The organism is Streptomyces sp. NPDC041068, assembly GCF_040647455.1.
Lineage (GTDB): Bacteria > Actinomycetota > Actinomycetes > Streptomycetales > Streptomycetaceae > Streptomyces.
This window is the reverse complement of the sequence record NZ_JBEZCG010000012.1, coordinates 90,800-104,565: the sequence shown is the minus strand read 5'-3', so window position 1 is coordinate 104,565 and position 13,766 is coordinate 90,800. Positions and strand designations below refer to the sequence as shown.

13 protein-coding genes are annotated in these 13,766 nt (G+C 70.4%); 7 read left to right on the top strand and 6 right to left on the bottom strand.

The window, feature by feature from the left end:
- The gene (locus AB0B50_RS27130; RefSeq protein ID WP_362337157.1) at nt 1–1,473 is read right to left on the bottom strand and encodes an MFS transporter; all 1,473 of its coding nucleotides are present in this window, start codon (nt 1,471–1,473) and stop codon (nt 1–3) included.
- A 234-nt stretch (nt 1,474–1,707) separates the two neighbouring features.
- On the opposite strand from AB0B50_RS27130, the gene AB0B50_RS27125 reads away from it, so the two are divergent.
- The 3 genes from AB0B50_RS27125 (at nt 1,708) to AB0B50_RS27115 (ending at nt 5,000) form a co-directional block, all read left to right on the top strand.
- Nucleotides 1,708–2,598: a Gfo/Idh/MocA family oxidoreductase gene (locus AB0B50_RS27125; protein ID WP_362337154.1), complete on the top strand. Its 891-nt coding sequence runs from the start codon at nt 1,708–1,710 to the stop codon at nt 2,596–2,598.
- Between the two features lie 437 nt (nt 2,599–3,035).
- A complete protein-coding gene (locus tag AB0B50_RS27120) occupies nt 3,036–3,857 on the top strand; it encodes a helix-turn-helix domain-containing protein (RefSeq protein WP_362337151.1) in 822 nt (273 codons plus the stop codon).
- Nucleotides 3,858–3,959: 102 nt separating this feature from the next.
- Entirely contained in the window at nt 3,960–5,000 is a 1,041-nt protein-coding gene (locus AB0B50_RS27115) for a 3-oxoacyl-[acyl-carrier-protein] synthase III C-terminal domain-containing protein (protein ID WP_362337148.1), read from the top strand.
- A gap of 6 nt (nt 5,001–5,006) precedes the next feature.
- On the opposite strand, the gene AB0B50_RS27110 is transcribed toward AB0B50_RS27115, so the two are convergent.
- A complete protein-coding gene (locus tag AB0B50_RS27110) occupies nt 5,007–5,981 on the bottom strand; it encodes an MBL fold metallo-hydrolase (RefSeq protein WP_362337145.1) in 975 nt (324 codons plus the stop codon).
- Between the two features lie 275 nt (nt 5,982–6,256).
- Here AB0B50_RS27110 and AB0B50_RS27105 point away from each other — a divergent pair, with 275 nt between their 5' ends.
- Both AB0B50_RS27105 and AB0B50_RS27100 read left to right on the top strand, forming a co-directional pair.
- Nucleotides 6,257–6,961 (top strand): beta-ketoacyl-ACP reductase, encoded by a 705-nt coding sequence (locus AB0B50_RS27105; RefSeq protein ID WP_362337142.1) that lies wholly within the window; start codon nt 6,257–6,259, stop codon nt 6,959–6,961.
- Nucleotides 6,962–7,022: 61 nt separating this feature from the next.
- Nucleotides 7,023–7,811, top strand: a complete 789-nt coding sequence (locus tag AB0B50_RS27100; protein WP_362337139.1) for a GNAT family N-acetyltransferase — start codon at nt 7,023–7,025, stop codon at nt 7,809–7,811.
- A gap of 30 nt (nt 7,812–7,841) precedes the next feature.
- On the opposite strand, the gene AB0B50_RS27095 is transcribed toward AB0B50_RS27100, so the two are convergent.
- Genes AB0B50_RS27095 through AB0B50_RS27085 form a run of 3 tightly spaced genes read right to left on the bottom strand, consistent with a single transcriptional unit; the run spans nt 7,842 to nt 10,314 of the window.
- On the bottom strand, nt 7,842–8,393 hold the full coding sequence (locus tag AB0B50_RS27095; RefSeq protein ID WP_362337136.1) for an isochorismatase family protein: 552 nt from the start codon (nt 8,391–8,393) through the stop codon (nt 7,842–7,844).
- Nucleotides 8,390–9,874, bottom strand: a complete 1,485-nt coding sequence (locus AB0B50_RS27090) for an MFS transporter (RefSeq protein ID WP_362337133.1) — start codon at nt 9,872–9,874, stop codon at nt 8,390–8,392. The genes AB0B50_RS27095 and AB0B50_RS27090 overlap by 4 nt, the downstream gene beginning before the upstream one ends.
- Nucleotides 9,871–10,314, bottom strand: a complete 444-nt coding sequence (locus AB0B50_RS27085; protein WP_362337131.1) for a MarR family transcriptional regulator — start codon at nt 10,312–10,314, stop codon at nt 9,871–9,873. The genes AB0B50_RS27090 and AB0B50_RS27085 overlap by 4 nt, the downstream gene beginning before the upstream one ends.
- 171 nt (nt 10,315–10,485) lie before the next feature.
- On the opposite strand from AB0B50_RS27085, the gene AB0B50_RS27080 reads away from it, so the two are divergent.
- Nucleotides 10,486–11,607 carry a hypothetical protein gene (locus tag AB0B50_RS27080; RefSeq protein WP_362337128.1) on the top strand — a complete coding sequence of 374 codons (1,122 nt, stop codon included), beginning with the start codon at nt 10,486–10,488 and terminating at the stop codon, nt 11,605–11,607.
- A gap of 64 nt (nt 11,608–11,671) precedes the next feature.
- Nucleotides 11,672–12,403 (top strand): nucleotidyltransferase domain-containing protein, encoded by a 732-nt coding sequence (locus tag AB0B50_RS27075; protein WP_362337125.1) that lies wholly within the window; start codon nt 11,672–11,674, stop codon nt 12,401–12,403.
- Nucleotides 12,404–12,474: 71 nt separating this feature from the next.
- Here the strand turns inward: AB0B50_RS27075 and AB0B50_RS27070 are convergent, their stop codons facing one another.
- Nucleotides 12,475–13,701, bottom strand: a complete 1,227-nt coding sequence (locus tag AB0B50_RS27070; protein ID WP_362337122.1) for an acyl-CoA dehydrogenase family protein — start codon at nt 13,699–13,701, stop codon at nt 12,475–12,477.
- Nucleotides 13,702–13,766: the final 65 nt, after the last annotated feature.

Sequence of the window (13,766 nt, the reverse complement as noted above, 5' to 3'; positions counted from 1 at the left end):
TCACGTTCCCTCCAGAGCCGTCTCCTGGGCGGAACCCCCGTGCCCGGCGATCGGCCGCTCGCCGTCCGGTGCCGTGTCCGAGGGTATGGCCAGGGCGATGACGCACGCGACGAGCGCGACCGTTCCGGCCAGGGCGAACGCCAGTTGATAGCTGCCCAGGGTGGGGACCTGCACGCCCTCGACGACCGAGGTGTGCCGGACGAGCACGGCGGCGACCGCCGCACTGGAGACGCTCTGTCCGATCGTCCGCATCAGGACGTTCACGCCGTTCGCGGACGCGGTCTGCTCGACGGGCACCGCCCGGAGGATCAGGGTGGGCAGCGCCGAGTACGCGAAGGTGGTCCCGGTCGCCACGATCGCGGCGCCCACCATGATCATCCACAACTCCCGGCTGTCGATGATGCGTACGACGTATCCGACCGCCATGAACACGGTGCCGACGGCGAGGGTGATCCGAGGGCCGCGCGCCGTCGACACCCGGGCCGACACCGGGGAGAGCACCAGCAAGATGACGGCGTTGGGCAGCAGGCACAGACCGGTCGCCACGATCGAGAGGTCCAGGCCGTAGCCGCTCGCCGCGGGCGCCTGCACCAGCTGCGCGGTCACCAACGAGTTGGCGTAGAAGGCGAATCCGGTGAACAGCGCGGCCACATGCGGCAGCGCCACGCGCCGCCCTACGGCCAGGCGCAGGTCCACCAGCGGCTGTTTCGCCCGCAGTTGCATCGGCCACCACAGGGACAGGACGACGACGGCGCCCGCGAACAGACCGAGGACCGGGCCGCTCCCCCATCCCCACTGACCGCCCTGGGACACCGCGAGGAGCAGACAGACCAGACCGGCCGCGAGGCCCAGCGCACCCCAGGTGTCGAACCGCCCCGGCGAGCGCACCGGCGACTCCCGTACGACCCAGCGCACGAGGAGGAGACCGATGACGCTCAGCACAGCCGTCGCCCAGAACATGACGTGCCAGTCCGCGTACTGCACGACGAGCGCGGCCAGCGGCAGGCCGAGTGCCGCGCCGATCCCGACGGTGGAGCTCATCAGGGCGACCGCCGAACCCGTGCGCCCGGGCGGGAGTTCGTCGCGCAGGATGCTGATGGAGAGCGGCACCACCGCGGCTGCGGCGCCCTGCAGGGCACGCGCGGCGATCAGCAGTCCGATGTCGGACGTGAGCGCGCAGAGCACCGAGCCGCCGGCCATCAGGCCGAGGGCCATGAGCAGGACGCGGCGCTTGCCGTACATGTCTCCGGCCCGGCCGAGCACGGGCGTGAGGACCGCTCCGGACAGCAGCGTCGCGGTGACCAGCCAGGAGACGGCGCCCGGCGAACTGCCGGTCAGCCGGGGCAGATCGGGCAGCAGCGGCACGACCACCGTCTGCGTGACGGCCATGAGGGTGCCGCCGAAGGCCAGGACGGGGACGGTCAGCCGCGCGCGCGGTCCGCGCGCATCACCGGATATCGGGACGGCCTCCATGAACTCTCCCCCGCCTGCCTGAGGTGAATGGAAATTCACCATAGCGGGTGAATGGTCATTCACCATCAGGAAATCGGCATGTGCCCGGCGAACATGCCGCTCTGTACCCGAATCGGCACGCCCGTCACGATCCCGCACCGATGTCCCGTCTCGGACGATCGAACTGCCCTTGTGGAGAAGGGCAGTTCGACCGCAAGAGGTCCACCGCGGCCGGCTTCGGTCATACTGCCGCCCATGACCCGACTCCGCATCGGCCTGGTGGGCACCGGCCCCTGGGCCTCCGCCACCTACGCCCCCGGCCTGGCCCTGCACCCGGACGTCGACTTCAGCGGCATATGGGGCCGTCGCCCCGAGGCAGCAGCCGCGCTCGCCGCCACGCATGCGACGACGGCGTACGCGGACGTGGACGAACTGTTCGCCGCGAGCGACGCCGTGGCCTTCGCGGTGCCGCCGGACGTGCAGGCGCCGCTCGCCGAGCGGGCCGCGGCGGCGGGCTGCCATCTGCTGCTCGACAAGCCGGTGGCCACGACGCCGGACGGGGCGCGGCAGCTTGCCGAGGCCGCCGGGCGCGCCGGGGTGGCGTCCGTGGTCTTCTTCACGCTGCGCTTCGCCGCCGTCACCTCGGCCTGGCTGGACGAACAGACCGCCACGGGCGGCTGGTTCACGGGCCGCGCGGACTGGTACGGCTCGTTCTACGCCCCGGACGGCGGCGCGGCGGCGTCCGTCTCGCCGTGGCGCGCCAGCCGCGGCGGCCTGTGGGACGTCGGGCCGCACGCCCTGTCCATGCTGATGCCCGTCCTCGGCGATGTGACCGCCGTGACGGCGGCGCCGGGCCCCGGGGACACGGCGCATCTGATCCTGCGGCACGCGGGAGGCGCGTCCAGCACGGCGACGCTGAGCCTGACGGCACCGGTGAAGTGCGCGGGCCTGACGGTGGAGTTGCGCGGCACGAGCGGCACGGTGGTGCTGCCGTCGTGGGACGAACCGACCGATCCGTTCCGAAGGGCGGTCGACGGGCTGGCCGAGGCCGCGCGCACCGGAGTGGCGCACCCTTGCGACGTGCGGTTCGGCCTGCGGGTCACGGAGATCCTGGCGGAGGCGGAGGATCGGATCGCGGCGGCGTGATCCGGCCGGGGAGGAAACCCACGGGCGGTCGGTACCGTGGCCGCTACGTAATGGCGAGTGACGGCACCGACCGCAGCCGGTGGCCCTACGAAACCGGTGCGGGAAGAAGGTCCGCGCGGTCCCGCGCTGCCCCGATTCCGACCACACGGATCGGAATACGAACAACCGTCCCACACGCTTCCCGCAACGGCCCTATAGGCCTAGGGGGTACCCAATGCCGAGGAATTTCAGCCATTTTCCGGCTCCCCGGACAAGATGCCCCACTGTTGTGCGTGCGCGCCCGCCGACGATCAAACCTGCAGGTCGTCGAGCTCGCGCACTCCATCATGCCGCAGGGACTGATCGTTTTCTTCGGGCAATGTTTACTACCAAAGCCGATGTGAATATTTAGACTGATCACGCTCCAACTCGGCGTGCACCAAGAGGGATTACCCATCATGAACAAGACGGCGCTCCGCGCACTGCTCCGCGAACGACGCGCCCTCATTGCCCCTGAATCACACGGCTTCGCCCGCCCCACAGGGCAGGGCCGACGCGCTCCGGGGCTGTCGCAGCATCAGGTCGACCAACTACTGCATCGCACATTCGGGACGTACCACCGGCTGGAGTCGGGAAATTACCCCAACCCTCCGATATCGCTCCTCCGGGACGTCGCCCGCCTCTTCGGCCTGAACGAACAGGAGTGGGTGTCCCTTTGTCGCTACGCCCTGCTCCAGGACCCGCCCGGCCCCCTCCACCCCTCCTCCGGCAAGGAGATACCCGGCGTCTGGCAGGAGGCCGTCGACGGCATCACACACATGGCATACGTCACCGACGCCTCCTGGGAACTCCTTGCTCACAACAAGCAGTTCGCGGACATGTTCCCCGACCGGACGCCGCCGTCCAACACCATGCGGTGGATGCTCCTGGACCGCCAGGGCCGTGAATGCCTGACCGACTGGCGCAACGCGTGGGCGCCGATGGTCCTCCCCCAGTTGCGCGCCGCCCTGGCGGCCCGACCCGACGACGAGATCCTGCGCCGCATCGAGAAGGAAGTGCTCGCGGATCCCGATCTGGCCCATCTCTACGACGTCGACGGCGCCTTGATCCACCCCGACGGTCACGAACGTCCGCTGCGGCACGCGGTCCACGGCCAGGGCTGGGTGTCGATCTGCGCGGCGCAGCCGATGACCGCACCGGGCTCGCGCCTGTTCATCCTCATCTTCCACGCCGGAACAGAGCGCCGGCACGCGCGCGCTCCCATGCTGCGCGCCGTCTGAACGCCCGGCCCGGACGGCCTTCCCCGGAACGGCGACACTTTCAAGACTGTCAAGTACGTTATCGGCACCCCCCGCACCCGACCAGCCCCGTGGGAGTGCCCGATGTCAGCCTTTGTCTCCACCCCGAGAACCGTCCTTGGCGCCCATAAAGTGACGACCGACGAGATAGCTGACGACATACGCGCTCACCACCACAACCACCCCAGGATCAACGCCATCCTCCGTGTGGTGAACAACTGCGGCGTTCGGACCCGCCACTTCACACGTCCGCTCTCCTCCCCCACGGTCAACGGAACGGCCGATGTCCGGGAGCGCACCCAGACCGCGTTCGACGACGCCGTCGACATGGCAGAACAGGCCGCCGGCGCGGCACTTGGGGCAGCCGGGCTGGCACCTCAGGACATCGACGCGATCGTCACCAGCCACACCACCGGCTGGGCCGTTCCCAACCTCGACGTCCACCTCGTGGATCGACTCGGTCTCAGGCCAACGGTGCGCCGCGTGGCCCTGACCACCGCGGCCTGCGCGGGCGGAGCCCAGGCCCTCATCCGGGCCGCGGACCTCGTCGCCGCCCGGCCCGGCAGCAAGGTGCTCGTCGTCGCGGCCGAGGTGCTCTCGAGCTCGTACAATCACGCCGCGGACACCATCGAATCGATGATCTACAAGGCCTTGTTCGCGGATGCCGCGGCCGCGGCCGTTGTCACCGACGCTCCGTTGGGCCCGGGCCTGGAGATCGAGGACACCTTCGAATACACGCTGCCGAACAGCCTCGACCGGTACCGCGGCCGGCTCGACCCCGAGGGAATGCACTTCGACTCCACCAAACAGGCCGCCACCACGGCCGCTTCCACTCTCACATACCTCACGGACTGGCTCGGGGATCACGACGTCGACTTCGCGGTCATCCACCCCGGCAGCCTGCGCATCATCACCGATGTCGCCGATGCGCTGGGCCTGAGGCCTTTCGACAGCCGGCACTCCGTGGACACCTTGACGGAGGAGGGCAACATGGGCGGTGTCAGCATCTTCCGGGTCCTCGAACGCACCCACGCGGAACCGCCCGTCGACGGCACCAACGGTGTCGGAGTGGCCTTCGGTCCGGGCTTCATCACCTCTGCGCTTCGCTGCCGCTGGCGCGTGTAGCAGGAGTTACCCGGGCACGCCGAGCCGCGACTGTTCGTACGCCCAGCGCGCCGCGCCCCCGAACAACTCGACGGTGGGAGGCGCCGTCGTTCCGTCACCGCCGAGATGCCGGTACTCGACGGAGGCCAGGATCACGATGCGCTCGGGAATCCCGAGGTGTGCGTGGAAACCGGCCGCGAGGATCTCCGAGGCCGCCTCGTAGGCACTCAGCCCTCGGGCATAGCCGTCGTGGACGAGCCCTTCGAGTTCCCGGAGATAGGCCATGTAGGACCGCACGGCGTCCGGCCCGACGACCGGACCGTGCCCGGGAACGATCACCTCGGGGCGGAGGGACAGGAGCTTCTCGCAGGCGCTGATCACTCCGGCGAGCGGCCCCTGCCAATGCACCGGGTGGTCGTCCACGAACAGCACGTCCCCGGCGAGCACGACGCCCTGATCCGGCAGGTGGACCATGAGGTCCCCGGCGGTGTGGGCGGGCCCCGCCTCGAACAGGCGGACCTCCGTCGATCCAACCTTCAAGATGTGTTCACCACTGAACGTCCTGGTAGGCGGCACCACTTCGAGACCGGTGTAGTCATAACCGCCGAAGTGCTCGCGCGCGTACCAGCCCAACGGTTCGTCGGGAGCGGTGTGGTGCACCAGCGCCGCCGTCTGTTGCGGCGTCGGCTCGCTGCACAGCCGCTCCAGGTTCTGATCGGTACTGATGATCTCGGCGCCGGTGAAGTACGCGTTTCCGAAGGTGTGGTCGCCGTTGGGGTGCGTGTTGACGATCCTGGTGATGGTCGCCCCCGCGGGCATTGCGCGCCCCGCCGCCTCCGCCAGGGCGACCGTCATTTCGTTGGTGTACGGCGTGTCCACGAGCAACGCCTCGTCCTCCGAGGAGATGAGGGCGCAGTTGGCGAGGCCCCAGCGCCCGGCGCCGTCCGGCAGCCATGCGTGCAGGCCGTCCGCGATCTTGGTCAGTTCAGTTGGTATGCGCATAGCGGCATTGTGGTGACTGCGCGTCAAGATGACTGCTCGTCAAGTGGTCTCTGTGAAGATCACCACACGGTACGCCGCGGCTTCGGCATTTCAGGGCCGTACCGCTTGGACCGACGCCGACACGGCTCCCGATGTCATGTGCCATACGCTTCCCTTGAATCGCGGCAGGACCAGCCAACACTCAACTGCCCTTTGGCAGCGACACGTCCGCCCTTCCCCGCGCGGCACGAGAACCTGCGAGGAACGGGCCGAGCCCGACCATGAAGGAGACACGTATGAACCGATCCGTCCTGGTGACCGGGGGAAACCGCGGGATCGGACGTGCCATTGCCGATCGGTTCGCCGAGAGCGGGGACCGCGTGGCCGTCACCTATCGTTCCGGCGAGGCGCCGAAGGACCACTTCGGGGTGCGCTGCGACATCACCAGTGGTGACGAGGTCGACGCAGCATTCGCCGCGATCGAGGAGAAGCACGGGCCTGTCGAGGTCCTCGTGGCCAACGCGGGCATCGCCCGGGACCAGCTTCTGATGCGCCTCTCCGAGGAAGACTTCACAGCCGTCCTGGACACGAACCTCACCGGTGCCTTCCGTGTCACCAAGCGCGCCAACCGCGCGATGCTCCGTGCCCGGAACGGCCGCGTCATATTCATCGCCTCGGCCGTGGCGCTGCGCGGGGAGGCGGGCCAGGCGAACTACGCCGCGTCCAAGGCGGGTCTCATCGGATTCGCCCGCTCCATGACGAAGGAACTGGCCAGCAGGAACATCACGTTCAACGTCGTCTCCCCCGGCCTGACCGACACCGACATGGTGCAGCAACTCACCCCGGAGCAGAGAGAGTCCCTGATCGGGCAGATCCCCGCCCGCCGCATGGCCGAACCCCACGAGATCGCGGCAGCGGTGCACTTCCTCGCTTCCCCTGAAGCGGCCTACATCAACGGTGCGGTGCTTCCGGTCACCGGCGGGGCGGGGCTGGGCCACTGAAGGCACTCGCGGCCCGGTAATCCAGTTGCCCTCCCCACCCCCCGCTGCTGAAGTGACCCCCATGGATCACCAAGCGGTACTGACCGCCTACGACCGGCAGATTCGGCACGACGCGGCGAGCGAGGGGCCCGGGACGCTCGTCGAGCGGACCGGAGGCGTCGTGCGGGTGACCGGCTCGGCGCACGACTGGAACGGTGTCCTGTGGGCGGACATCGACGCGTCCACCGCGGATGCCGTGATCGCCGACCAGTTGCGCCACTACACCGACGCCGGGCGGGACTTCGAGTGGAAGCTGCACTCCTACGACCGCCCCGCCGACCTCGCCGACCGCCTCCTCGCAGCCGGCTTCCAGGCTGATCCGGTGGAGACCGTGATGGTCGCCGAGGCCGCCGCGCTGCCCGCGGGCCCCGCGCTGCCCGACGGCATCCGGCTGCTCCCGGTGACGGACGCGGTCGGCGTCGAACTCATGGCCCAGGCGCACGTGGCGGCGTTCGGAGAGGGCGACGCCGAGCTGAGCAAGCGCATCGCCGCGCGCGTGCTCACCCAGCTGACCGAGACCCCGGACGACGTCGTCGCGGTCGTCGCCATGGCCGGTGACCGGCCGGTGTGCGGGGCCCGCATGGAGTTCCGCCCGGGCACCGACTTCGCGGGCCTGTGGGGCGGCGGCACCGATCCCGACTGGCGCGGCAAGGGCATCTACCGCGCGCTGGTGGCCCACCGCGCCGAGATCGCCGTCGCGCGCGGCTACCGCTATCTCCAGGTCGACGCCTCGGACGACAGCCGCCCCATCCTCGACCGCCTCGGCTTCGCGACGCTCTGCACGACCACGCCGTACGTGTACCAGCCGTAGGCAGGCGCCCGCCCGACAGCCGCCGGACTCCTAGCCGAGCAACTTGACGATGGCCTCCGCCGTGTCCGTCTCGCCGAGCCTCGGGAAGATCTTCTCCACGCTGTTGCGGTGCGCGTCGGCGTCCAGGTCGGTCACGGCGTCGACGGCCACGGTCACGTGATAGCCGTGCTCGTGCGCCGCGCGGGCGGTCGACTCCACCCCGATGCTCGTCGCGATGCCCGCGAGCACGACGTGCGTGACGCCCCTGCGGCGCAGCTGCAGATCGAGGTCGGTGCCGTAGAAGGCGCCCCACTGCTGCTTGGTGACGACGATGTCGCCGTCCCCACGCCCGAGTTCGGGCACGAGCTCCGCCCAGTCCGCGGGCGGCTCGCCCCCGCGCGCGGGGGCTTCGGTGCGTCCGGGGGCGCCCCCCGTCACCCGTACCAGGACCACGGGAAGGCCGCGCTCACGGAAGGCATCGGCGAGCACGGCCGCCCGCTCGACGATCTGCTGCGAGGGGTGGACGGTGGGCAGTGCGGTGATGCCCTTCTGGAGGTCGACGAGAACGAGGGCGGTGGTGGGGTCAAGAACGGTTGCGGTCATGGGAGTTGCCTTTCTTGTGAGGTCTTTCCGCCGGTCCGTAGCGCACGGTCCGTGACGGTCAGCACGACCAGCGCCACCGCCAGGACGGCGCCGACGCCGGCCATGAGGTGCAGCCCCGCGTCGTCGGCCCGCCTGCCGTAGGCAAGGCTGATGAGTCCCGAAGCCGTGATGGCCCCGACGTACTGGGCGGTGCGCTGGAGCCCCGCGGCCGAGCCGATGGCGTCGGCGGGCGCGAACTGCTGCACGGCCGCCTGGTTGCCGGTCCCGATGAGCCCCTGCGGGATGCCGAAGCACGCGCCCGTCAGGAGCAGCACGGCCAGCGGCGTGGACCCGGTCGTGAACAGCAGCAGCGCGCCGCCGGCGGCGAGGAGTACGGCGGCCACCGTCAGCGGCCCGCGGATACCCTTCGTACGCGCCCCGAGCAGTGAACAGACCAGTGCCGCAAGGGACATCGGCAGCATGACGAGTCCGGTGTCCAGCGACGAGAGACCGCGGCTCTCCTCCAGCCACTGCGTGAAGCCGTACATGACGCAATAGACGACGAGATAACTGAGGCCGTGCCGCAGATAGGTGCGGGCGAGCGCGTGGTTGGCGCCGAGCATGCGCAGGTCGATGAAGGGCCGGGGGTGCCGCAGCTGCCACCAGGTGAGCACGGCGGCGAGCACGACGACGGGGGCGAGCAACCACCACATCGGGTCGCGCAGGTCGAGCAGGAAGACGACGAGACAGCTCAGCGCACCGCTGAAGAGCAGGATCCCGAGCGGGTCGAGTCCACCCGAACTGCCCTTGCCCGCCCGGCTCCTGTCGGCCCGGCTTCCGTCCGCCCGGCTCCTGCCCGGACCGTCCCGTTCGGCCACCTCGTCCCGCGGCACATCCTTGGGTATCCACAGCAGGGCGCTCGCGTACGCGACGATCGCCACCGGCACATTGACGGCGAAGATGCCACGCCAGCCCGCGGCCGCCACGAGGAGCCCGCCGAGCGTCGGCCCGATGGCGGCGCTGCCGAGGGCCGCGAAGGAGAGGCGGCCGAGGACGGTGCGCGGGGTCGGACGGCCGAGCCTCGTGGCCTCGTCGCGCAGGACGGCCATCGCGGCCGGGTACGCGGCGGACGTCCCGATGCCGAGCAGCAGCCGGGAGACCAGCAGCCAGCCGAAGCCTGGGGCCAGCGCCCCGACGAGGCCCGACGCGGCGACGACCACGAGTCCCGCGAGGAAGACCCGGCGCGGCCCGATGCCGTCGGCGAGCCTGCCGAGCACGGGCTGGGCGACGGCGCTCGCGAGGTAGAGGACGGAGACGAGCCATGCGGTGTCGGCGGGGCCGACACCGAAGTCGTGGCCGATCGCCACCAGGCCGGTGGAGATCATCGTGGTGTTGAGCGGGTTGAGCAGCGAGCCGAGGAGCAGGGGCGCGGTGAGCCGCGCCCCGAAACCGGCCCTGCCCCCCGCCACCGGGTCGCCACGCGCGACGAACGCGACCCTCATTTCTGCACCAACCGCTCCAAGAGGGCGATGGCGTCGGCCAGTTGGCGGCGTTCCTCGGGGGCGAACTCGTCGGTGATGGCCACGGAGAGCCAGCCCTGCTTGGCGGCACGCGCGTCGGCGAGGGTGCGGCGGCCCTCGTCGGTCACGGACACGACGGACTGACGCCCGTCGTCGGGGTCCGGGGCCCGCCCCACGAGCCCCGTGGACTCCAGCGCGCCCACGATCATCCGCATCGACTGGGGCCGTACGAGTTCGGCGCGGGCCAGGGCCGCGGTGGTGGCCGGGCCCCCGCGGTCGAGCCGGGAGAGGACGGAGCGCTGCGAAGGCGTGAGCCCGCCCGCCGGGGACGCGCCGCGCAGCCGCCGCGCAAGGCGTCCGACGACGTTCGCGAGGTCGGTGGCGACCTGCTCGGGGAGGGGTTCACCAGAGTGTTCGCTCATGCCGCAACCGTACGAGATAGACAGGTAAACTTGCAAACTTACCTGTCAATCAACACGGCGCGGGCCCGTCCGGCCTGCCTCATCGAGCCCGTCCGGCCTGTCCCATGAGGCTCCTTCTCCCTCTACGCTCTCCCCCGTCACACCCAACTTCCCTACTCGAAAGGGCAGATGATGGGGGAACACCTCAGCCGCAGGGATCTCATACGCCTCGGTTCGGGAGCCGCCGCCACGGCCGCGCTGACCGGCGCGGGCCTGGCCGGGAGCGCCGCACACGCCACCGCACACGCCGCCGCACCGCTCGCGCTGCCGACGTCCAAGGCCTTCGACCTGACCGACCCCTCGGACCCGGTGTTCATGCACCGGCCGACCTGGTGTCCGACCGTGATGCAGTGCGCGGGCTACGACCACCTCAACAAGCGCTGGTACGTCGCGCAGGTCATGTACAACCCGGGCGACGGCGTCCCTTACGCGACGCGACTCAAGGAGGGCGACATCGCGATCACCGCGCTCAGCGCGGACGGCGCCACCAAGATCGGGCGGATGTATCTACGGGGCTTCGGGCACGGCGCGCAGATCGGCGTCGAGCCCACGGCGGCCGGGCGCCCGCCCTACCTCTGGATCGAGTACGACTCCAAGGCCCCCGACGGCAAGACCGGGTTCGGCACGAGGATCTGCCGGATCAAGTACCTCGGCCCGCCCGCCGACCAACCGCCCCGCAGCTTCCACTGGGACGACGCGGCCGACCGCACGGCCATGGAGTTCAAGGACCGCACACCCGACCCGGCGAAGCTCCCCGGCACCGGGGCCACCCTGACCGCGCCCCGGCCCGTGGTCGACATGCACCACCGCAGGCTCCTGGTCCGCTTCGACCGCGGCGGCACCCAGCAGTGCGCCGTCTGGGACCTGGACACAGCGGTGGCCGCACCCCTGGGCACCCCGCTCGCCCACCGCGCCGGCCTCTACAAGCCGCCGGTGGCGCAGGGGTTCTGCCTCTACGGCTCGTCCATGTACATCTACGAGGGCGAGGCCTACAAGAACGGCGGTCCGGGCAACACGGACGACACCGGCAACACCTACATCACCCGCCTCGACCTCAACACCGGCGCGACCCAGAAGGAGCTGACCCGCGCCCTGAAGAGCCTCACCTTCCGCGAGCCGGAGGGCATGAACATCATGCTCGTCCCGGACGCGACCGCCCCCGGCGGCTACAGCCCCCGTCTGACCTTCGGCTTCGCCTCCGGAGTGGAAGGCGACCGGCGGTCCAACATCGCGTACAAGGACAAACTGGTCTGAGCGCCCCGACAGAACCGGCCCGAGCCCCCGCAGCGGCGCGGGAAGGCTGGCACGATGGCCCTCCATGAGTGATCAAGTCACCCCGGCCGCCGAAGCGTTGGCGTTGGTCGAGGACCGCTTCCCGCAGGCCCTGGGCGTCGTGCTCGGTGGCTCGGCCGCCCTGGGCCGGGCCACCCCGACCAGTGACCTGGACGTGGCCGTCCTCCTCCCGGAGGGAGAGACCGGCCGCCGCGAGGTGGTGCGCCACGGCGGCCGCCTGGCCGAGCTCTTCCTGCACACCGTGGCGGACGTCCCGGAGCACTTCGAGAGGGACCGGCTCCTGCGCCGGGGCACCATCCTCTTCATCTACGACCAGGGCCTGCCCCTCGCCGATCCCCACGGAGTCCTGCCCTCCCTGCGCGAACAGGCACGGGCGATCCTCGCAGAGGGACCTCCGCCGCTCACCGAGGCGGAGTGGGAGCGCGGGCGCTACGTCCTCACCTGCTTCATGGACGACCTCACGGACACGGCGCCGGACGAGCGGTACGAGCAGCTCGCCCTCGCCGACTTCACCCTGCGCGAGGCGGCCCACCTCCTGATCGCCCATCACGGCGGCTGGACGGGCATCGGCAAATGGCTGCCCCGCAGGCTCCTCGAAGCGGACCCGCGGCGGGGCAAGGCCCTGCTGGAGGGCCACCGGGCCGTGGCCGAACACGCGGACCCCGCGCTCCTGGCGGAGGCCGTCGGGCAAGTGCTCGGCCTCCTCGGCGGCCCCCTGCGGGAGGGCTACACACAAAACATCCGCCCTCACCGCTAAAGCGACAAGGGCGGATGTTTCACGTGCAACACTGCCCGCGCGGTCGGGTCCGGCCGCGCGGGCGGTGGCCGTCAGCGGATCGGCATGCCCGACAGGGTGCGCGCGATGACCAGGCGCTGGATCTCGCTCGTGCCCTCGAAGATGGTGTAAATCGCGGCGTCACGGTGCATGCGCTCCACCGGGTACTCGCGGGTGAAGCCGTTGCCGCCGAGGATCTGCACGGCCTGCGCGGTGACCTTCTTGGCGACCTCGCTCGCGTACAGCTTCGACATGGAGCCCTCGGCCGACTCGAACTTCTTGCCGGTGGTCGCCATCCACGAGGCGCGCCACACCAGGAGCCGGGCGGCATCGATCTGCGTCCGCATGTCGGCCAGCTGGAAGGCGACGCCCTGGTTGTCGATGATCGGCCGCCCGAACTGCGTCCGCGTCTTGGCGTACTCCAGTGCCTCCTCGTACGCGGCACGGGCCGTGCCCACGGCCATGGCGCCGACCGCCGGGCGGGACGCCTCGAAGGTGGCCATCGCGGCGTTCTTCACGCGCTCGCCGCCGCTCTTGGCACGCTCCCGCGCGCGGGCGAGGCGCTCGTCCAGCTTGTCCTTGCCGCCGAGCAGGCAGTGGCCCGGGACGCGTACGTCCTCCAGGACGACCTCGGCGGTGTGCGAGGCGCGGATGCCGTGCTTCTTGAACTTCTGCCCCTGCGCCAGCCCGGGAGTGTTCGGCGGGACGATGAAGGAGGCGTGCCCCTTGGAGCCGAGCTCGGGGTCGACGACCGCGACGACGACGTGGACGTTGGCTATGCCGCCGTTGGTCGCCCAGGTCTTGGTGCCGTTGAGCACCCACTCGTCCTTGGCCTCGTCGTAGACGGCGCGGGTACGCATGGCCGCCACGTCGGATCCGGCGTCCGGCTCGGAGGAGCAGAAGGCGGCGACCTTCACGTCGTTCACGTCGCCGTACATCTGCGGGATCCAGGTGCCGATCTGCTCCTCGGTGCCGTTGGCGAGCACGCCCACGGCGGCCAGGCCGGTGCCCATGATGGACAGGCCGATGCCGGCGTCGCCCCAGAAGATCTCCTCGGTCGCCATCGGGATGCCGAGGCCCGAGGGGTCGAAGAACTGCTGGGCGTAGAAATCGAGGGAGTAGATCCCGAGCTTCGCCGCTTCCTGGATGATGGGCCAAGGGGTCTCTTCGCGCTCGTCCCACTCGGCGGCCGCGGGGCGGATCACATCGGCGGCGAACCCGTGGAGCCAGTCCCGGACCTCCTTCTGTTCGTCGTTGAGCTCCATGGTGAACTCGGCCATGACCCCTCCAGGACCTGCGATCAACTGCGGGCGTTACTTGCGGTAACCGAAGTCTGTTACTGGCC

What these genes read in the sequence shown, in the direction of transcription:
- AB0B50_RS27130 (WP_362337157.1), bottom strand. Translation starts at nt 1,473, where the DNA reads ATGGAGGCCGTCCCGATATCCGGTGATGCGCGCGGACCGCGCGCGCGG.
- AB0B50_RS27125 (WP_362337154.1), top strand. Translation starts at nt 1,708, where the DNA reads ATGACCCGACTCCGCATCGGCCTGGTGGGCACCGGCCCCTGGGCCTCC.
- AB0B50_RS27120 (WP_362337151.1), top strand. Translation starts at nt 3,036, where the DNA reads ATGAACAAGACGGCGCTCCGCGCACTGCTCCGCGAACGACGCGCCCTC.
- AB0B50_RS27115 (WP_362337148.1), top strand. Translation starts at nt 3,960, where the DNA reads ATGTCAGCCTTTGTCTCCACCCCGAGAACCGTCCTTGGCGCCCATAAA.
- AB0B50_RS27110 (WP_362337145.1), bottom strand. Translation starts at nt 5,981, where the DNA reads ATGCGCATACCAACTGAACTGACCAAGATCGCGGACGGCCTGCACGCA.
- AB0B50_RS27105 (WP_362337142.1), top strand. Translation starts at nt 6,257, where the DNA reads ATGAACCGATCCGTCCTGGTGACCGGGGGAAACCGCGGGATCGGACGT.
- AB0B50_RS27100 (WP_362337139.1), top strand. Translation starts at nt 7,023, where the DNA reads ATGGATCACCAAGCGGTACTGACCGCCTACGACCGGCAGATTCGGCAC.
- AB0B50_RS27095 (WP_362337136.1), bottom strand. Translation starts at nt 8,393, where the DNA reads ATGACCGCAACCGTTCTTGACCCCACCACCGCCCTCGTTCTCGTCGAC.
- AB0B50_RS27090 (WP_362337133.1), bottom strand. Translation starts at nt 9,874, where the DNA reads ATGAGGGTCGCGTTCGTCGCGCGTGGCGACCCGGTGGCGGGGGGCAGG.
- AB0B50_RS27085 (WP_362337131.1), bottom strand. Translation starts at nt 10,314, where the DNA reads ATGAGCGAACACTCTGGTGAACCCCTCCCCGAGCAGGTCGCCACCGAC.
- AB0B50_RS27080 (WP_362337128.1), top strand. Translation starts at nt 10,486, where the DNA reads ATGGGGGAACACCTCAGCCGCAGGGATCTCATACGCCTCGGTTCGGGA.
- AB0B50_RS27075 (WP_362337125.1), top strand. Translation starts at nt 11,672, where the DNA reads ATGAGTGATCAAGTCACCCCGGCCGCCGAAGCGTTGGCGTTGGTCGAG.
- AB0B50_RS27070 (WP_362337122.1), bottom strand. Translation starts at nt 13,701, where the DNA reads ATGGCCGAGTTCACCATGGAGCTCAACGACGAACAGAAGGAGGTCCGG.